At 59.6% G+C, this 18,691-nt stretch carries 19 protein-coding genes; 11 read left to right on the top strand and 8 right to left on the bottom strand.

Annotation, left to right across the window (positions count from 1 at the left end):
- Position 1: 1 nt before the first annotated feature.
- The 3 genes from SIB72_RS08585 to SIB72_RS08575 form a co-directional block, all read right to left on the bottom strand.
- The gene (locus tag SIB72_RS08585) at positions 2-361 is read right to left on the bottom strand and encodes a 2Fe-2S iron-sulfur cluster-binding protein (protein ID WP_115017131.1); all 360 of its coding nucleotides are present in this window, start codon (positions 359-361) and stop codon (positions 2-4) included.
- 98 nt (positions 362-459) lie between these two features.
- Positions 460-972, bottom strand: a complete 513-nt coding sequence (locus SIB72_RS08580) for an inorganic diphosphatase (protein WP_115017133.1) — start codon at positions 970-972, stop codon at positions 460-462.
- 328 nt (positions 973-1,300) lie between these two features.
- Complete coding sequence (locus SIB72_RS08575) at positions 1,301-1,774, bottom strand: resolvase (RefSeq protein WP_413743638.1); 474 nt, start codon at positions 1,772-1,774, stop codon at positions 1,301-1,303.
- A 159-nt stretch (positions 1,775-1,933) separates the two neighbouring features.
- Here SIB72_RS08575 and SIB72_RS08570 point away from each other — a divergent pair, with 159 nt between their 5' ends.
- The 4 genes from SIB72_RS08570 (at position 1,934) to SIB72_RS08555 (ending at position 6,684) form a co-directional block, all read left to right on the top strand.
- Positions 1,934-3,742, top strand: a complete 1,809-nt coding sequence (locus SIB72_RS08570) for a proline--tRNA ligase (protein ID WP_413743637.1) — start codon at positions 1,934-1,936, stop codon at positions 3,740-3,742.
- A 10-nt stretch (positions 3,743-3,752) separates the two neighbouring features.
- On the top strand, positions 3,753-4,178 hold the full coding sequence (gene psb27, locus SIB72_RS08565) for a photosystem II protein Psb27 (RefSeq protein ID WP_115017138.1): 426 nt from the start codon (positions 3,753-3,755) through the stop codon (positions 4,176-4,178).
- 99 nt (positions 4,179-4,277) lie between these two features.
- Complete coding sequence (locus SIB72_RS08560; RefSeq protein WP_170953899.1) at positions 4,278-5,597, top strand: adenylosuccinate synthase; 1,320 nt, start codon at positions 4,278-4,280, stop codon at positions 5,595-5,597.
- A 76-nt stretch (positions 5,598-5,673) separates the two neighbouring features.
- The gene (locus SIB72_RS08555; protein WP_413743636.1) at positions 5,674-6,684 is read left to right on the top strand and encodes an adenosine kinase; all 1,011 of its coding nucleotides are present in this window, start codon (positions 5,674-5,676) and stop codon (positions 6,682-6,684) included.
- Here the strand turns inward: SIB72_RS08555 and cutA are convergent.
- Both cutA and SIB72_RS08545 read right to left on the bottom strand, forming a co-directional pair.
- Positions 6,677-7,051, bottom strand: a complete 375-nt coding sequence (cutA, locus tag SIB72_RS08550; RefSeq protein WP_413743635.1) for a divalent-cation tolerance protein CutA — start codon at positions 7,049-7,051, stop codon at positions 6,677-6,679. The genes SIB72_RS08555 and cutA overlap by 8 nt on opposite strands.
- Positions 7,052-7,057: 6 nt before the next feature.
- Positions 7,058-7,840 (bottom strand): precorrin-6A/cobalt-precorrin-6A reductase, encoded by a 783-nt coding sequence (locus tag SIB72_RS08545; protein ID WP_413743634.1) that lies wholly within the window; start codon positions 7,838-7,840, stop codon positions 7,058-7,060.
- A 35-nt stretch (positions 7,841-7,875) separates the two neighbouring features.
- Between SIB72_RS08545 and SIB72_RS08540 the strand changes: the two genes are divergently transcribed.
- On the top strand, positions 7,876-8,343 hold the full coding sequence (locus SIB72_RS08540; RefSeq protein ID WP_413743633.1) for a single-stranded DNA-binding protein: 468 nt from the start codon (positions 7,876-7,878) through the stop codon (positions 8,341-8,343).
- Between the two features lie 4 nt (positions 8,344-8,347).
- Here the strand turns inward: SIB72_RS08540 and SIB72_RS08535 are convergent, their stop codons facing one another.
- Complete coding sequence (locus tag SIB72_RS08535; RefSeq protein ID WP_413743632.1) at positions 8,348-8,557, bottom strand: hypothetical protein; 210 nt, start codon at positions 8,555-8,557, stop codon at positions 8,348-8,350.
- A gap of 80 nt (positions 8,558-8,637) precedes the next feature.
- Here SIB72_RS08535 and SIB72_RS08530 point away from each other — a divergent pair, with 80 nt between their 5' ends.
- From SIB72_RS08530 to SIB72_RS08520, 3 genes are read left to right on the top strand one after another with little or no spacing between them, the layout of a single operon-like run.
- Complete coding sequence (locus SIB72_RS08530) at positions 8,638-9,204, top strand: DUF2854 domain-containing protein (RefSeq protein ID WP_413743631.1); 567 nt, start codon at positions 8,638-8,640, stop codon at positions 9,202-9,204.
- A 9-nt stretch (positions 9,205-9,213) separates the two neighbouring features.
- Positions 9,214-10,077: an acetylglutamate kinase gene (gene argB, locus SIB72_RS08525; protein WP_115120733.1), complete on the top strand. Its 864-nt coding sequence runs from the start codon at positions 9,214-9,216 to the stop codon at positions 10,075-10,077.
- 3 nt (positions 10,078-10,080) lie between these two features.
- Positions 10,081-11,187 (top strand): DUF3153 domain-containing protein, encoded by a 1,107-nt coding sequence (locus SIB72_RS08520; RefSeq protein WP_413743630.1) that lies wholly within the window; start codon positions 10,081-10,083, stop codon positions 11,185-11,187.
- 25 nt (positions 11,188-11,212) lie between these two features.
- Here the strand turns inward: SIB72_RS08520 and priA are convergent, their stop codons facing one another.
- A complete protein-coding gene (gene priA, locus SIB72_RS08515; protein WP_413743629.1) occupies positions 11,213-13,492 on the bottom strand; it encodes a primosomal protein N' in 2,280 nt (759 codons plus the stop codon).
- A gap of 347 nt (positions 13,493-13,839) precedes the next feature.
- Between priA and rpoD the strand changes: the two genes are divergently transcribed.
- Positions 13,840-15,258 (top strand): RNA polymerase sigma factor RpoD, encoded by a 1,419-nt coding sequence (gene rpoD, locus SIB72_RS08510; protein ID WP_115120730.1) that lies wholly within the window; start codon positions 13,840-13,842, stop codon positions 15,256-15,258.
- Positions 15,259-15,579: 321 nt separating this feature from the next.
- Positions 15,580-15,819 (top strand): hypothetical protein, encoded by a 240-nt coding sequence (locus SIB72_RS08505; RefSeq protein ID WP_413743628.1) that lies wholly within the window; start codon positions 15,580-15,582, stop codon positions 15,817-15,819.
- A gap of 703 nt (positions 15,820-16,522) precedes the next feature.
- Here the strand turns inward: SIB72_RS08505 and SIB72_RS08500 are convergent.
- Complete coding sequence (locus SIB72_RS08500; RefSeq protein WP_413743627.1) at positions 16,523-17,011, bottom strand: hypothetical protein; 489 nt, start codon at positions 17,009-17,011, stop codon at positions 16,523-16,525.
- Positions 17,012-18,146: 1,135 nt separating this feature from the next.
- Between SIB72_RS08500 and SIB72_RS08495 the strand changes: the two genes are divergently transcribed.
- Entirely contained in the window at positions 18,147-18,581 is a 435-nt protein-coding gene (locus tag SIB72_RS08495) for a DUF3104 domain-containing protein (protein ID WP_413743626.1), read from the top strand.
- Positions 18,582-18,691 lie beyond the last annotated feature (110 nt).

The following is an 18,691-nucleotide window of genomic DNA, read 5'->3' as shown; positions in this document are numbered from 1 at the left end:
ATCACTTTCCGAACAAGTTCTTCACAGCACCGATGAGGCTGTTCGAGCCTTTACCCACACCATCGGAAGGGCGGGTCCGCACGGTGACGTCACCATTGACGCTTGTGCGGCAGCTCAGGCGGTAATTGGAAGGGCGATCAGCCAGATACACCTCTTCGACATCGCTGCGTGGGGAGAGGTTTTGGGAACCTTCAACAACCTCGACTACGCAAGTTCCGCACTGGCCAACGCCACCGCAGTTGTTGAGATTGTTCAGGCCCTTATAGGGATTGATGCCTGCAGAAAGCGCTGCTTTGCGCAGATTGGCCCCCTCGATGCAACCGACCTGCTGGCCTTCCTGCTCAAAACGGATGGTGGGCACGGGTCGTTCACATGCTGGGCGCGCACCAACCTACAAGCTTGCGGGCACCATCCAACGAATCTGCAACGAATTTGCCCGGAACGTCACCGAGGTAAGGCTCAAGCCTGGGCCGCCGTGATGCAGTCCTGGAGCAGGGGAAGAACGGCATCGACATCCCTCCAGCCACCGATCGACGTCACGCGCCCTTCAAGGTTCTTGTAGACACGAAAGAATTCAGCCACGTCCTCAAGCTGATGTTCAGCGATCTGGCGAATGCTCTCGATCCCTTTCTGACGGGGATCGGCCACAGGGACGCACAGAATCTTGCCGTCGTAATGACCAGTGTCATGCATATCAAGAACCCCGATCGGCCGCGCCACAATCAGACAACCGGCAAAGGTGGGTTCCTCCATGATCACCATCGCGTCTAAGGGAGATCCATCCTCAGCAAGCGTGTTGGGGATGAAGCCGTAATCAAAGGGGTATCTGACCGAGGAATGAAGCACTCGGTCGAGGGCCATGACCCCAGCCTCTTCGAAGTATTCGTATTTGTTGCGACTTCCCGCTGGTATCTCAACCACCAGGTTGACGAGACCGGGTGACGGCGAGGGAAGAAGGGAGCGAAGATCCATCCCGATCCTGCGCAATGGGGTCGTGAACGGAGACAGATGGACGATCTGTGAGCACTGCGGCCACCGGAAAACCAATGGTGGCCAAGGCCAAAGTGAAGCCGATCAGGAGAAGAGATGGTCCTGAGAGATCAATGCCTTCTAGGCCAGGAGGTTCAGGCGGTGAGGGCTCTGATTGAGAACCGTTGGCAGGCTCAGGGTCCATGCAAGGGTGATGGGGGACAACCCACTCGACCGTTCCGAAGGAAGAGGGTGGAGCAAGCACCACGCACAGCCTTAGCAGCGTGTGGCCTCACAATCATGCCATCGATTTCGGCTGAAGACAGCCTGATCAGGCAGCCGGTCGTTCCTGGCGGTCCCGACGGGCTGCAAGATCAGCAGGATCAGCAGGGGCCGTGGGCAGTGAATCCAAGTGGGAGCGGATCATGCGCAGCTCCTCGAGAATCGCCGAAAGGCACTGCTGTGTGGCCGTGGATGGCGAATTAAGCACCTCAACGGTCACTTCCTTAATCCGAAGCACATCCTTGGCGAAACGCGCCACCTCGTTGGGATGGAAAAGGAGGGGATCCTTCTGATCGCTGCGGTACTCGGAATTGAGCTTGCGTGGATTAAAAGGTGGATTGAGATTGCGAGGATCAGTGTTGGTGTAGCGATACACCGACGCCCTTGAACGATTGAGGGATTTCTGAACTTCGTCGATCCCAACCAGGGACTCTGAACGCGCCATCACTGCATCCACGTCGGTGCCGCTTTCAACGCTCCGAGCAGGGACGGAAAGAGGAGAGTCAACCGAACGGGGAAACATGCAAGCTGCCTTCACAGGCCAAGCGTCCCGCGGAGATTAGCAGTTGAGACTCATGTTGCAGTCTCCAATGAGACCGGTCGTGCCAGTTCGACAATCGCCTAAACAGCCTGCCTGATTCGCAGCGGTGATAGCTTCCGGCTTCACTGCAAGTCCACTCCCATGCGCGTCTCCCGCCTGATGCTGGTGACGCTGCGGGATGTGCCCGCCGACGCGGAAATCGCATCCCATCAGCTGCTGTTAAGGGGCGGCTATATCCGTCGGATCGGATCCGGGATCTACGCCTACCTCCCACTGATGTGGAGGGTGTTGCGCAAGATCAGCGCAATCGTGCAAGAGGAGATGAATGCCACCGGCGCGCTCGAGACGCTGCTTCCTCAATTGCAGCCTGCAGAGTTGTGGGAACGCAGCGGTCGCTGGCAGGGCTACACGGCGGGCGAAGGGATCATGTTCCACCTCAAGGACCGACAGGGCCGAGAAGTGGGCCTCGGGCCCACGCACGAAGAGGTCGTGACCACCCTCGCCGGCGAGCTGCTGCGCTCCTACCGACAGCTGCCGGTGACGCTCTACCAGATTCAAACCAAGTTCAGAGATGAAATCCGCCCCCGCTTTGGCCTCATGCGCGGGCGTGAATTCATCATGAAAGACGCCTACTCCTTTCACACTGACGAAGAGGACCTGCGTCGCTGTTACGAAGAGATGGATTTGGCGTACCGCCGGATCTTCGAGCGTTGTGGGCTTGAGGCCGTGGCCGTTGAGGCAGACAGCGGTGCCATCGGTGGCGCAGCGTCCCAGGAATTCATGGTGACCGCCGATGCGGGAGAGGACATGATTCTTACCAGCGAGGACGGCAGCTATGCCGCCAACCTCGAGAAAGCGGTCTCGATCCCTTCTGAAGCCACCCCCCTGCCCCCAGGGGAAGCCGTTGTTCTGAACACCCCTGGGCAGAAGACCATTGAGGCCCTATGCAAAGCCCAAGGCCTACAACCGCAGCAAGTGGTCAAGGTGATCGCATTGCTGGCGCGGATGGAATCCGGTGCCCAGCGGCCTGTTCTGGTTTGCCTAAGGGGTGATCAGCAGCTCAATGACGTGAAATTGAGCAATGCCCTAACGAACGATCAACAGGACGGAGTGCTCGACATCACCCCGATCAGCGAGGAACAAATCGCCAATCAGGGTTTAGAAGCATGGCCTTTCGGTGCCCTCGGCCCCGACCTTGCAGACAGCTGCCTGCAAGGATCCAAATCCTGGGTGCCAGCCTTCCTGCGCTTCGCCGATCCAACCGCCCTGGAGCTGGAACGATTCGTATGCGGCGCCAACGTTGCTGATCAGCATCGCTGGGGGAGCCGCTGGGAGGAACTGGACTGCGCGCCAAAGACGGTCGATCTACGCAATGCTCAAGCAGGCGACCACTGCCTCCAGGCCCCGGACCAAACGCTGATCGCCCGTCGCGGCATCGAAGTCGGACACATCTTCCAGCTAGGCCGAAAATATTCCTCAGCCATGGAGGCCACCTTCACGACGGCAGACGGCGACCAGGAGGCCTTCTGGATGGGGTGCTACGGGATTGGCGTGTCCAGGCTGGCCCAGGCCGCCGTGGAACAGCACCACGACAAAGCCGGGATCTGCTGGCCGCTTGCGATCGCACCTTTCCAGGCCGTGATTGTGGTGGCCAACATGCAGGACGAAACCCAGAAGCAGCTGGGTGAGCGGCTTTACCAAGACCTGCTCTCCAGTGGCGTTGATGCGCTGCTGGATGATCGCAGCGAGCGGGCCGGCGTGAAGTTCAAGGACGCCGACCTGATCGGCATCCCTTGGCGAGTTGTCGTAGGTCGCGACGCAGCCGAGGGCCAGGTGGAACTGGTCGACCGTGCCAGCCAAGAAACCCAGCGCCTGCCTCACGCTGAAGCCCTCCAGATTCTCCAGGGCGCAATCAGCGGCAAGACCACCCGTACAGTCGTCTCAACCTGACTCCTGATTCATGCTCTCCGCCTTGAATCGTTTGACCAGCCAACTGATGCGCATCACCCTGGCCGCCTGCCTTGGGCTGTGCCTGATGCTCACAGCCTGTTCCGGCGCCGGGGCCTCCGGCCTCACCGGTGATTACGTGGAGGACACTGTGGCGGTGGTGCACACCCTGCAGTCCACCATTGCCATGGCGCAGGACGACGAGGGCAGGGCCGAGGCCGAAACGCAAGCAACGGCTGTGATCAATGCGTACATGTCTCGCTATCGCCCCCGTCCCAAAGTGAACGGATTGAGCTCGTTCACAACGATGCAAACAGCCCTGAACTCCTTGGCTGCTCACTACAAAACCTATGCCAACCGTCCCCTGCCAGACACGCTGCGCAGCCGGGTTGACAAAGAGCTGGGCAAGGCCGAGAAAGCGGCCGTTCGCGGCAACTGATTCTCAACCAATTCGCAACAGTTCCCCCACCCCTTTTGACTGAAGGCGGGGGGAGCTGCGAAAATCGTAGATTGTGCAGATTGGCGGCTTCGGGCCGCAGTGTCTTTGGCCAACGTTGTCGTCATCGGTGCGCAGTGGGGTGACGAAGGAAAAGGAAAGATCACGGATCTCCTCAGTCGATCCGCTGATGTAGTCGTCCGGTACCAGGGCGGCGTCAATGCAGGTCACACGATCGTCGTGGACGATCAAGTGCTGAAGCTGCATCTCATTCCCTCAGGCATTCTTTATCCAGACACCGTCTGCCTGATTGGCTCAGGCACGGTGGTGGACCCCAAGGTGATGCTGGGGGAGCTCGACATGTTGATCGAGAACGGCATCGATATTTCCGGGCTGAAGCTGGCGTCGACTGCGCACGTCACCATGCCCTACCACCGCCTGCTCGATCAGGCGATGGAGAAGCAGCGCGGCGAGAGACGCATTGGCACCACAGGCCGAGGCATCGGCCCCACCTATGCCGACAAATCCCAGCGCAGCGGCATCCGCGTCATCGACCTGCTCGATGAAGCACGGCTGCGGGATCGGCTGGAAGCCCCCTTAAAAGAGAAGAACCAGCTTCTCCAGACCATCTACAACGTCGATGCTCTGGACGCAGAGGAGGTGATCAGCGAATACCTGGCCTATGGCAAACGACTGGCTCCCCACGTGGTTGACTGCACGCGCGAGATCCATCAGGCCGCCCGCAAACGCCAGAACATCCTGTTTGAAGGCGCCCAGGGCACTCTGCTGGACCTCGACCACGGCACGTACCCATATGTCACCTCATCCAATCCGGTGTCAGGCGGTGCCTGCATCGGAGCCGGAGTGGGACCAACGCTGATCGACCGCGTGATCGGCGTTGCCAAGGCATACACCACCCGCGTTGGCGAGGGACCATTCCCCACCGAGCTTGACGGCAGCCTTAACGACCACCTCTGCGACAGGGGTGGCGAATTCGGCACCACAACCGGCCGTCGTCGCCGCTGCGGCTGGTTCGATGGTGTCATCGGCCGCTATGCCGTCGGCGTGAATGGGCTCGACTGCCTCGCGATTACCAAACTCGATGTGCTCGACGAGCTCGACGCCCTTCAAGTGTGTGTGGCCTACGACCTCGACGGAGAGCGGATCGAGCATTTCCCATCCTGTGCTGAGGAATTCGCTCGCTGCCAACCCATCTTCGAAACCCTGCCAGGCTGGCAGTGCTCGACCGCGGAGTGCCGCTCCCTTGAGGATCTGCCCGAAAAAGCGATGGCCTACCTCCGCTTCCTCGCCGATCTGATGGAAGTGCCGATTGCCATCGTCTCTCTCGGTGCCGGCCGCGATCAAACGATCGTGGTGGAGGATCCAATTCACGGTCCCAAGCGGGCCCTGCTCAGCGCCTGATCCTTGCCGATCCAAACCGCAATGGGTCTAGGGACCGTGAGGGGTGATACTGCCTTGATTCCGCAGTGACACCCTGATGAGTCCATCCCGGTTCGGATCCACCCGCTCACTGGATGTTGTGGGGATCGGCAACGCCATCGTGGATGTGCTCGTCCAGACGGATGACGCCTTCCTCACCACGCACGACCTCAACAAAGGGGCGATGGCGCTGGTGGATGAAGAACAAGCACAGCGCCTTTACAGCGCCAGTGGTGCGGGCATGGAAACCTCTGGTGGTTCCGCCGCCAATACCTTGGCGGGTCTGGCCCAACTGGGCAGCAAGGCAGGCTTCATCGGCCGGGTGCGAGATGACCAGCTAGGCACGATTTTCAGCCACGACATCCGTGCCGTCGGAACCCGTTTCGAGACACCGGCAGCCACGGAAGGTCCAAGCACAGCCCGCTGCCTGATCTTGGTCACACCAGATGCCCAGCGCACGATGTGCACCTACCTCGGTGCATCCGTACAGCTGGAGCCGGAGGACTTGGATCTGTCCATGGTGCGCGAGGCCAAAGTTCTGTATCTCGAGGGTTATCTCTGGGATAGTCCCGCTGCGAAGCGGGCCTTCATCGCCGCAGCAGAAACCTGCCGAAAGGGCGGAGGCCAGGTCGCCCTGTCCTTGTCTGATGGCTTCTGCGTTGACCGTCACCGCGACAGTTTTCTGGAACTCGTGAACGGCCATGTGGACGTGCTCTTCGCCAATGAGGACGAAATCACCTCCCTCTACGGCACCGACGATTTTGAAGCGGCTTTGGCCCAAGTGAAAGGCTGTTGCCAGGTCGCGGCGCTCACCCGCAGCGAGCAGGGATCGGTTGTGCTCAGCGGCGATCAACGCTGGGACATCCCCGCCTACAGCCTCGGCACCCTGGTGGACACCACTGGAGCAGGAGATCTGTACGCCGGAGGCTTCCTGCACGGCTACACCCAGGATTTACCGCTGGAGACCTGTGGAAACATTGGCTCGATCTGCGCCGGCCAAGTCGTCACCCAACTCGGCCCCCGCTCGCAAGTGTCCCTAAGCGAGCTGGTCCAGAAGCACCTCAGCTGAGCGGCACGGGCGGACATGTGACGGCGTCCGCCACCCAGGCGCTGTAGGCGGCAGATGCTTCGGCCTGCCAATGGATGACCTCGGGTGTTTCATAACTGTGCAGCTCTTTGAGGCCATGCTCGAGCCGCGGCCAGCCATCACGACTGGTTTTGATCAGGAGCTGCACCTCCTCCGCACACTCGCGCTGACCCTTCCAGCGGTAAGTGGACCGCACGGGCCACTGGGAAACGCAAGCGGCTAGCCCCTGGTCAACCAAAGCCTGCGCCAAGGCATCGGCATGCGCCGCATCCGCCTCTGTGGTGAGCACCAGCACCAGGAGCTGATCGGGTCGCGACCCACACCTCTCCTCAGCAGTTGGGGAATCCATAGGAGGTCAATCCAGGCGGGCCAACATCTGCTCCACGCTATGCACCAGCAGCAGCGATGACGGAGGTGCAGGACGGCGCAGCAACCACAGCGGCAGCCCCCGATCGATGCAAACCTCATGCCAGCAGCGTTCGGCAGCGCCACCAGACTGACGGCAAAGCACAGCAGTAATGCCCCAGTGGCGACAGAGAGCCTGTTCCAGACTCCCGGGGCTATCTCCCTGAAGAGGCCGAAGCAGCGCCAAATGATGATCGGGCAGGCCGGCGGCCACCGCCTGACGAAGAGCCAAAGGCGTCGGCAACACCCTGGCATAGAGGAGCGCACCTGCAGCGCGAAGCGGTGGCACCAGCCGCCCTAAGTAGCGAGAGCCAAGAGCCAGCAGCAGGCGTTGTCCAGCGAGGGCTTCGGCAGGAATCGACTCCACCGACTCGACCACTCGACTGCAGGGAGCGGGTTGAATCGGCCGCTCATATCGGATCAACGGACATCCGACCTGGCGAGACGCCATCACCAGCTGCGCGGTGATCTGCGTGGCGAAAGGGTGGGTGGCATCCACAAGCTGGTCGACACCCTCTTGGCGCAGTCGATCGACAATGGCCTGCTCGTCTGAGAGTGCTCCGACCCAGACCCGATGCAGTGACAACGACCTGTAGGGCAGTGCTGCCGCCTCAGTCACCACACTCACACTGACTTGAAAACCTTGCGCCTGCAAAGCCGCCGCGAGGGCGGGTCCCTCCCCGGTTCCGGCAAGAAGCCACACATGCCCCTGGCGATTCCTCGGTTGGTGCATCAGGATGGCGCTCTCATTCAACCCAGCCGACGGCGATGAACCACTGCGTGCTCGAAGTGGAAGTGATCCAGGCACCCACCCTTCGCTACACCCAGGACAACCAGACCCCGATCGCCGAAATGGACGTGCGGTTCGATGGTCTGCGGGCGGATGACCCACCTGGTCAGATCAAGGTGGTGGGCTGGGGAAACCTGGCGCAGGAACTTCAGAGTCGGGTGCAACCCGGACAACGACTGCTGATCGAAGGCCGCCTGCGCATGAACACCGTGCCTCGTCAAGACGGCCTGAAGGAAAAGCGAGCGGAGTTCACCCTGTCGCGCCTGCATCCTGTCGGTGGCGAAATGGCCGCACCTGCCTCGGAAACCGCCACCGGTCGCGCACCTGCTCCGGTCCGCCAGGCGCCCCGGGCTGCAGCCACGCCAACGCAGCCTCCGGCTCAGGAGAGTGCAGCTCAATGGAATAGCGCCCCACTGGTGCCTGACACCGACGACATCCCCTTCTGATCGCTCAATCGAGCTGACCATCGCCCTCCATGCGTTCACCTGCGCGGATTAGGAGCTGACCCAGTTCGCGCTCGAGGGCAGCAAGATCCAAGCGCAGCTCCGGCCAGCGTCCCCGGTCAATCTGCTCAAGCAACCAGGCCCGATCCTGATCGAGATCGCGGATAAGGCTGACGAGATCGGATTGATCTGGCTGGCTGGGGGAGCGGCTCTCCATTGGTCCTTTGGCATCGACTTGTCCCTCCATTCTCGGGGGTGCGTTCGCAGTTGCGCGGAGCGTGCATCAGAGTGAGCCCCATGAAAGATCTGTTCTCCCCAGGCAACCTGATCACCGTTGCCGGCGGCGTTCTCACCGTTGTGGGGGTCGTGGCGTACACCACAGGCAATGCCAATCTCAGCCTGCCGACCATCTTTTACGGGATTCCGATCCTGCTGGGGGGACTCGCGCTCAAGTCTTCTGAGCTCCCACCAGCACGACGGGTGGTACCCGCTGCCACCTTCAAGGCCCAGCGTGATGGAGCCCCCCCTGAGCTGGTCAAACTTCTGGCGGATGTGACCCGCTGGCGCTATGGCCAGAAAGCCCATCTCGAATCCTCCCTTGAAGCCCTCAAGCTTTGGGATGAGGACACCCCTCCCCAGCTGCTGGAAATCGAGGAATTCAGCAAAGCAGAGAGCTATGGCCTGCGGCTGCGCTTTTCGCTTGGTGCCGTTGGTCTGGAGCGCTGGCAGGAGAAACAAGAGCGACTTGGACGTTTCTTCGCCAAAGGGCTACAGGCCAATCTGCACGAGGTGGATCCCGATCACATTGATCTTCTCCTCCTCAGCGACGCTGTACCGCCCACAGGTCAGCATGGGGGGCAGTGAACGGAATCGATGGCCAGCGATGACGCCCTGAGGGTCTCCGTCCTCAGTGAAGCCCTCCCCTATATCCAGCGGTTCGCCGGTCGGCGAATCGTGGTCAAGTATGGCGGTGCCGCCATGGTCCACGCCGAGCTGAGAGAAGCGGTGTTCCGCGATCTTGCGCTGCTCACCAGTGTCGGAGTTCAACCGGTCGTCGTCCACGGTGGCGGGCCTGAGATCAACACCTGGCTCAAACGTCTGGACATTCCGGCCGAATTTCGAGACGGCCTACGCGTCACCGATCCCGACACGATGGATGTGGTGGAAATGGTGCTGGTGGGCCGGGTCAACAAGCAGATTGTGAACGGCCTCAACAAGCTCGGGGCACGGGCCGTGGGCCTGAGCGGCAGCGACGGCGTACTGGTGGAAGCACGCCCCTGGGGGGACGGCAGTCATGGCCTAGTCGGCGATGTGGCCCGGGTTAACCCCGAAGTACTCGAGCCCTTGCTGGAGAAGGGTTACGTTCCGGTGATCTCCAGCGTGGCGGCCACCAGAGCAGGAGTGGCCCACAACATCAATGCCGACACAGTGGCTGGAGAACTAGCGGCAGCCCTTGAAGCAGAGAAACTGATCCTTCTCACCGACACGCCTGGCATCCTTCGAGATCGGGACAACCCCGAATCATTGATCCATCAACTGCGCCTCTCGGAAGCCCGACAACTGATCGAAGACGGCATCGTGGCTGGGGGCATGACTCCGAAAACCGAGTGCTGCATCCGGGCCCTTGCCCAGGGGGTCGCCGCAGCCCATATTCTCGATGGCCGCGTGCCCCACGCCCTCCTGCTGGAGGTGTTCACCGACGCGGGAATCGGCACGATGGTGATGGGACGCGGTTGATCGATGAGCTTGCCCACGGCCTTGGCTGAAGCAGCCCTGGAACGGGGCGATTACGGCCAATGCCTGGAACTACTGGAACCGCTCACACAGGATCGGCCGATCTCGGATCCTGAAGGGGCCCGCATCCGGATGTTGATGGTGACCGCCTGGATGGGACAAGGCCAGGAGGAGAAGGCACTCAGTACCTGTCGCCTGCTCACCCGCTGCCGCGACACAGACCTGCGGAACCGCGCCAAACAACTGCTGGAGGTGCTTGAGGCACCGAGCCTGCAGCGTCCTGCCAGCTGGTCGATGCAACTGCCCACGCTCGACATGGATCCCACCATGGGTGGAGCTCCTGCCTCAACGCGGCGCAGCAGACGGAAAGGACCACCACCGCCGCCGCCGCCACCGACCGGGCCCACCAAGGCAGCGGCTCCAGGTTTCGCCGTGCTTGTCATTGCTGTGCTGGTGGCGCTCACCCTGCTGCTGGGGGGATGCGGGCGCCTAAGCACAGAGATCGACCTGGTGGGACCGAATCGGATCCAACTGGGCTGGAGCAGTGATAGTGGCACCGGCCGTCTACTGCCATGGCAGACCGCCTTCGCGAAGGAGCTACACAGGGGGACTTGGCCGTGGCAACCGCAGACGAGCGGTTTGCAACAGGGGAGCCAACGCTTCCAGGCACCTGTACTGAGAGCTGCGGCAGCCGAGCAGCTACTCAGCGACACGATCGCAAGCGCTGGAGAGGCCGCGGGCCTGCAGCTTCCGAAACCAAGCCTGCAGCTGCATGAGCGCAACTGGCTGATCGGGGTGCAACAGCGCCTCGAGCTCGATGTCGATCTCAAGCCCCTGAAGGATCTGCCACTGCCAGACCTGAGCGTGAGCATCAGCCCGGTGCCAGGGCAAATCAACAAGCGAAGGAGCAGCCCCCTTTCGGCCGTCACACACAACACACGATTGGAGTGGCCCCTGCAGCCGGGATCCCACAATCAGCTGACGCTGCAGTGCTGGCACTGGAGCCCGCTTGGCCTCGGCACAGTGGTTGTGCTGTTTCTGCTGGGGTTCAGCCTGCTGTTGCAGCAACTGCGCCTGAAGCTTGGTTTCGGCTATCCGGAACTGCCCTCCTGAGCATCCAACAACCGCCATTGCAGGCTCAGAGTTGAAGAGGGTCTGGATCCACCGCAAGCGCCACATCAGCGGGAAGAGCATCCCAAAGGGCAGAGCCGGGAGGGAGGGGCAAATCACTACCGGCAGGACCATGAAGCAGCAGTTGCCAGCGACTGCGACCGGCCACCCGGGCCACCGGTGCCGGTGCAGGCCCGAGCAGCCACCAACCTGCCGCGCTGCAAAGCGGGCGCAAAGACTCGGCCACCAGACTCGCTGCTGTGGCCGTAGCCGATGCCGATTCGCCTGAAAGACGCAACAAGCAAGCACGACTAAAAGGCACCAGACCGGCTTCACGGCGCAGAGCCACTTCCTCCTCCAGGAAGCGTTCGTAGCGCCCATCCACCAAATGGCGAATCACCGGATGGTCAGGTGAATAGGTTTGAACCAACACCCGACCCGGACGCTCGCCACGGCCTGCCCGCCCTGCCAGCTGAAGCAACAATTGCAGGCATTGCTCACCGGCGCGCAGATCCGGTCGGTGCAACAGACCGTCCGCAGCCAGCACAGCCGCCAGGGTGACGCGGGGCAGATCCATTCCCTTGGCAAGCATCTGAGTGCCCACAAGCACGTCAGCCTCGCCAGCGGCGAACTGCTCGAGCAGACGCCGGTGGCCATCACGGCCACCGGTGGTATCACGATCAAAGCGGAGCAAACGCAATCCCTCCAATTCTTCGGAGAGACGTTCCAGCACTCGCTGGGTACCGGCGCCGAAGGGTTTGAAAGCCAGGGAGCCGCAATGGCTGCAACTGGACTCCATCTCGGCCCGATAGTCACACCAATGACAACGCAACCACTGATGTCCAGGGCGACTGCCATGAACGGTGAGGGCCACGTCACAGTGAGGACACTGAACCACCTCTCCACAGCTACGGCAGCTGAGGAAACTGCTATAGCCGCGCCTGGGCACGAGCACCACAGCCTGCTCTCCGTTCTCCCGTAAACGGGCTAGCCGCTCCATCAGGGCACGGCTAATCAAACGCTTGTGACCATCCGCCAGCTCCGCGCGCATGTCGATGACATGCACAGGCGGCAGTTCCTGGCAGGAGATCCGCCGCGTCAAACGCGCTAGGGCCAAAGGACCAGCAGGTGACAGCTGGGTCCAGGTCTCCAGCGAGGGCGTGGCACTGCCCAGCAGGACCCGCCCGCCGAGAGCACGCACCCGCTCCAGAGCCAGATCACGGGCGTGATAGCAGGGCATCGGTGACTCCTGCTTATAAGAACTGTCGTGCTCTTCATCGAGCACGATCAGACCCAGTGGATCGAGCGGAAGAAACACCGCCGAGCGGGTCCCCACAACCACCAAGGGAGCACTCTGCTGCTGTGCCGCTTCCAGGCTGCGACGCCAGGTAAGGACTCGCTCGCGATCGCTGCAACCGCTGTGATACTCAACAACCCGGGCACCGAAGCGACGACGACAGCGATCCACCAGTTGGGGAATCAGACCGATTTCAGGAGTGAGGACCAAGGCATGGCGGCCAGCCTCCAGCTCTTTGGCCACCAGCTGGAGATACACCTCGGTCTTGCCTGACCCGGTGATCCCCCACAGCAGCATTCCGCCACCCTCAGGCTGACGAGAGAATGCCTCCACAACCTGCTCCTGCTCCGCCGTGAGCGTGCGTGGACTCTCGAGCGCAGCTCCAGAATCAGGAGTAACTTGCGAGCTCACTACTGCAGCAGGGGAGGGACGCTGCTCCCTCTGGACAAGGCCACGCTGCACAAGGGCTTGAACCAGAGAGCCACTAAAGCCCTCCGCTAACAACTGCCGCTGCCAGCTCCCCCCCGTTGTGATCAACACATCCCACAGCTCTTTCTGACGTGCTGGCAACACCGGCTGTGCTGAAGACGCGTCATCGGTTTCGATCGCGCATGGCTGGACCCACCACATCCGCCGCTCCGCCGCCTGCCGACGAGGTCGCTGACCCAACCAACCGGGAGGCAAGGCAGCCTTGAGCATCCGGAACGGACTGGTATGGCAGCGCTTGGCCATGGCATCAAGCCAATGGCGCCAGATCGGATCCACCGCTGCGCTTTGCACAAGAGCCTGAACCGGCTGCAACGTTGGTTCGATTGTCTCTGAAGTGACCACCCGACAGGCCACCACCAATCCCTGTAAGGGCCGACCTCGCAGCGTCACGCGCACGAGATCGCCGATGCCAATGCCGAGCTGGTGACGATCGCAATAGCTGAAAGCACGACCATCCCTGCCGGCCTCGAGCCACACATCCACCTCAGTGATCGGCGCGGTTGCCTGCCTAGCTGTCACCATCGCCTCCATCGCTTGATGCTGCAGTGGGGTTGCAGGTGTCGCAAGTTTTTTTTAAGATAAAGAAGTTGGACAGCACTGCGCTGTTGTCGGAACCAAGCAGAGTTCCGTCCAGAGGGAAGACACGAAGCTCGAGCAAGGGATCCATCCCAATGTTGATCGACCGGTCTAAGAAAGCCCCTGACAGCCCTGCATCGGCCCAAGAATCCAGTCAAACCTTGTTGATTCAGTTGCGTCACCGCTTCTCCTCGGTACCGAAGAACGCCTGAACATTTGTCATCGCTCACCAACCGTCCACCGAGCCGGTTTTTGAGTGTCGTACTGCTAACCCCGCTGCCCCTTCTGCCGTTATGAGTCCTGCTGCGAGCAAAACAGCACAGGCCAAGCCCAAAGCCGCTGCTAAGCCGTCGATCATGATGCTGGCCGACTCACGCGGCAAATCCAAGGTCGTCAAAGCTGCCAGTGCAGCCAAGGCAGAGGCCAAGAGCAAAACCAAAGCTGACGGCAAGACCCGCTCCAGCAAAAGCAAAACATCCGATCTCCCTGTAGGAACTGACTTGAAAGCCGCCGCTGACCAACTGCTGGCCGCTGCGGACGGCAAGAGCAAAGCCGCCAAAGCGACCAAAGGCACTGCCACCAAGGCTGCCGCCAAGACCAGTAGTGCTAAAGCCACAACAACCAAGGCTGCCGCCTCAAAAGCAGCCACCGCAACGACAAAAGCTGCAGATGCCAAGGCTGTCACAGCTGCGGCCACCCCATCGAGCGCCGAGAAGGATGCCAAGGCCAAGGCTCTGGCCAGCATCAAGATCGGGCCCAAAGGCGTCTACACCGAAGACTCCATTCGGGTCTACCTCCAGGAGATCGGACGCATTCGCCTACTGCGTCCGGATGAAGAGATCGAGCTGGCACGGAAAATCGCCGACCTGCTCTACCTCGAGGAACTCGCTGCCCAGTTCGAAAGCGACAACGGCCGCGAACCCGACAACAAAGAGTGGGCGGCGTTGGTCGAAATGCCCCTGATTCGCTTCCGCCGTCGGCTGATGCTGGGGCGCCGGGCCAAGGAAAAGATGGTGCAGTCGAACCTGCGCCTGGTGGTGTCGATTGCCAAGAAGTACATGAACAGAGGCCTGAGCTTCCAGGACCTGATTCAGGAAGGCAGCCTTGGCCTCATCCGTGCCGCCGAGAAATTCGATCACGAGAAGGGCTACAAGTTTTCCACCTACGCCACCTGGTGGATTCGTCAGGCCATCACCCGTGCAATTGCCGACCAGTCCCGCACGATCCGTCTTCCGGTGCACCTCTATGAAACGATCTCCCGGATCAAGAAAACCACCAAGGTGCTCAGTCAGGAGTTCGGGCGCAAGCCGACCGAGGAGGAGATTGCCGAGTCGATGGAAATGACCATCGAGAAGCTGCGGTTCATCGCCAAGAGCGCCCAGCTGCCCATCTCGCTCGAGACTCCGATCGGCAAGGAAGAGGACTCCCGTCTCGGCGACTTCATCGAAGCGGACATTGAGAACCCTGAGCAGGATGTCGCCAAGAACCTGCTCCGCGAGGACCTTGAGGGAGTGCTGGCCACTCTCAGTCCACGCGAACGTGACGTGCTCCGCCTGCGCTATGGCCTGGATGACGGTCGGATGAAGACCCTTGAGGAGATCGGCCAGATCTTCGATGTCACTCGCGAGAGGATCCGCCAGATCGAAGCCAAAGCGCTGCGTAAATTGCGTCACCCAAATCGCAACGGCGTCCTGAAGGAATACATCAAGTAGACAGTGCTTCTTGCAAGCCCTTTAAAGCAAAGGGCTTGGGAGGGGAGTTGACCTTCACCATCAAACTCTCCTCAAGATCTTCTTCGAGGTTCCCGCGCCTTTCAGGCTGAAGGCAAGACCCCAACATGGGGTCTTTTTAATGGTCAATCAGGCGATGCTCCCAGCACGGGAGCTCCAGCAAAGTCTTCTAAGCAATTGGGTGCATGACTGCAGCTCAAGCACCCCAAGACCCCTCAGTCGTTTGATACCGATCAACAACTCATTTGGAGTGTCAACGGAAGGCAGAAACCACTTATGACAGTGAAGCGAAACTGCCGATGAATGGAATTAAGCCGCGTCGACCGCATCTCCCTAGCGCATCGCTGGCTCCCGAGACAAGACATTGTGCTCATGCTGGAGTGCGCCTACAGAGGCATCTCAGAAGACAGCCAAGATGGTGAGTTATTGATGAAGATGGAGAGCTGGATCGAAGGTGCATGTCGACTCTCAGAACACAACATGAAAAACCTTCTGGCGCGAGTGAAAGAGTTTGCAGTAGAGGAGCGCGCAGACAAGTTCTAAACAAGACGAGTGCACTGATGTGCACAGACCTCCACACGCGATAGAGAGTTCACCTCAAAGTCTTTTGATAGCAGCGAGCAGGTCATTTGCAGGAGAGAGCAAGCAAAAGAACCGTTATGAGAGAAGAATAGAACCAATCGCCAATGAAACCGAATCGAGTCGTCCGCATCGCACAGGCTCACCCATGGTTGGCAAGGAAAGACATCTGCCTCATGCTCCACCAGGCGTACGACACATTTTCAGAAGACTGCAAAGGCGAGGAAATACAGATCAACATGGAGAAGTGGACAAGCAACTTATGCAAACTATCCGAATATGAAGCGAGAAATCTTCTTTCACTAGCAAAAGAGTTCTCCGTTGAAGGCATTGAATACAGTCAATATCCATAACAAAGCGAGACTCACTAGCCCAACCGAAGCCACCGCAGGCAACCAGGCACAGACAGCAACCTTTACATTTGCTCATGAAGTTGGGTGAGGGTCCGTAGACAAGTGCTCACCAGTACATAGGTTGGCAGATATGGAGTTTCCCTATGACGAGCTTAATTCATCTGGATGCCCCACTTCACGACGAGATCATTGATTGGTGGCAAGAGAGAGTTGTAGAGCTTGCCCAGAAAAAGATGAACCATGATGCCGCTGCCTTGTTTGCAGAGTTTGAATTAAACAATCGGCTTCTCCTCACAGACCTTAACGACTAGCGCTTACCCATCGATCCCTACAGCAGAAAAACCACCTGCAATCCACTCCTCTTCCAACCGATAAAAGTCCAGGAACCATTCCTTTTTCCAGTCCTCTGGGATGTCCAGACTCCAGAAATGGGGGACGACAAGGCAGGTCACTAGATGGCCTGTGTGGCGGGTGAGCTGACCAGTTTCCTCTAGATAGGGCTTGTCTTCTGGTTGGGGCAAGAGGTGACGACACTGGGGGAGCACCACGAATTGAAACAGGCGCTCCTTATCTCCACCTGTTTCAATATCTGCTTCGGCGGCCTTGGTGAAGTCCTCGATGAATTGTCTGTTGATGTAATCAAGGATGGTCTCTCTACTCCATCGCTGGTCAGGATGGAAATGATCCAAACAGTCACCACTGTCCTCCAGATAGCCACAGACATTCGTAAAGAGCCGAACCTTCTCGTCATCAGGAAGGGCTTCAATCCAGTAAGGGTGGAGACTAAATCTCTGAGTTGCCATAAGGCTCAGTCTATTTTCCAGAGCATGACCTCCACGGCTGCAAGACACACGCTGGAGAGAACACCCACCCCTCTGCCTGACCTTGCTTCGGCGTTGGCAGGGATCACAAAGCCTTTCGCATTACCTCGACGACGCCCCCTGTGAAGCCCCCGAGCAAAACAAGGTTCTTGGTGTCAGCTCAACAGCTGGACGCCTTCTCCATCAACCCCATTGCCTGCTCGATGGAGCTGGGTATAAATGCGCCAGGCGCAGACAAAAAGACCGCCCCTTGTGGAGCGGTCAGATCAGCCAAGTAATCCCCATCACCCGGCCCTTGTCTGCGCCACATATGTGGTACATGGCTTGAATGGTACAAGCTGAACCTTATGGATGGTGTAGCTAAAGCTGCTCTAAAGGTTTTGGTGAACTTTTAATTGGAAGCCCGCCAGCAAGGACCAAAGCACTGCATGTAGTGGTCATCGGATGTAAGTTTGGAAACCCCATCACCCGGCCTGCCCAAAGAGGCAGGCTTTTTCTTTGGAAGACACCAGTGGTAGTGGTGCCTCAAAGAAATCAGAAGCTGGATCAGAAGCGAGACGTCACAGAGGCGAATCGTCAGGATCACCAAATGCAGCGGATGCACGCAGACAGAGCGACGCAAACAAGAGAGACATCAGGAGTGTCAACGCGAATTCCATGCGCAACAAGCGAATTGGGCAAGAGTTTCGCCCTGCCAACAAGGAATGTTTGTTGGATTCACAACCAGACGGAGAACAGCATCGAAACGTTGCCCCCTTGCCTTTCCAGCTGGCTTGGAACGGCAGGAGCACTCGATCATGTGCAGGAGTCAGGCTCCAGCGCATGAAAGTTGGTTGAATACGGATAACCAAAACCGCGCTCAAGCTCTCGAACGATCTCTTCAGCTTTGTAGAGGCCAGAGACCAATTGGCAGTTGTGGCCCTGGTCGCAAACGCGGTATTCGCCCTCTCCCATTCGATGGATCGAGGACCCTCTTGGAGTCAGGGCGATCAGGCAACTCGGTGACGTCATGGCTTGCGTTCAACTTGCGATAGAGAGCAGACAGCAGTGGAGAGAGATGTGGGGCTCCCTCAACGCCGCATCCCGAAGCCATGCAGGACTCGGGACTCCTCTTGTCATGACCCTGACCGGCTTGGTGATGTCGTATCAGTTGCCACATCTCGAGTGCTCAGCCTGCAAAGACTTGGACTCCTTGCCGACGAACGGATTGCCAGAGCAGCGAGCAGCGCTAGAACTAGCCAATCAGTACAAACGTTCTATGTCCACCAAAGAGGCTGCGGCCGCCTTGGGGCCCACAGCCGGTCGAGCAGCTCCCCTGTTTCTCTCGGTGACGCCCGGTGATTTCGTCATCGTGAATCAACAGGCTGACTCCGCCCAACCCCGGAACAGCGATTGGTGGATGGGCCAAGTCATCTTCTGCGAAGGAGGTGCCAGGGACCCCAGGGCGAACAGCCTTTTTCAAATCGCCGATGTCGATGACGGGAGCATCCGATGGGTGAATGCAGACCAGGTGTCCCATGTCCTGCACGGACTAGACGGGCTGAACCCATAGGCCAGGACGCCTTGCCTATGAATCGGCGCCAGATCAGGCCAGCGCCCAACGTTCTGCTCACACCGCGCCTCAGAAGAGCGCGCGGCTTGAATGCCTCCAGAACCTTGGAG

The sequence above is a fragment of the Synechococcus sp. MIT S9451 genome (assembly GCF_047304725.1).
GTDB lineage: Bacteria > Cyanobacteriota > Cyanobacteriia > PCC-6307 > Cyanobiaceae > Synechococcus_C.
This window is presented reverse-complemented; position numbering and strand designations above follow the sequence as displayed.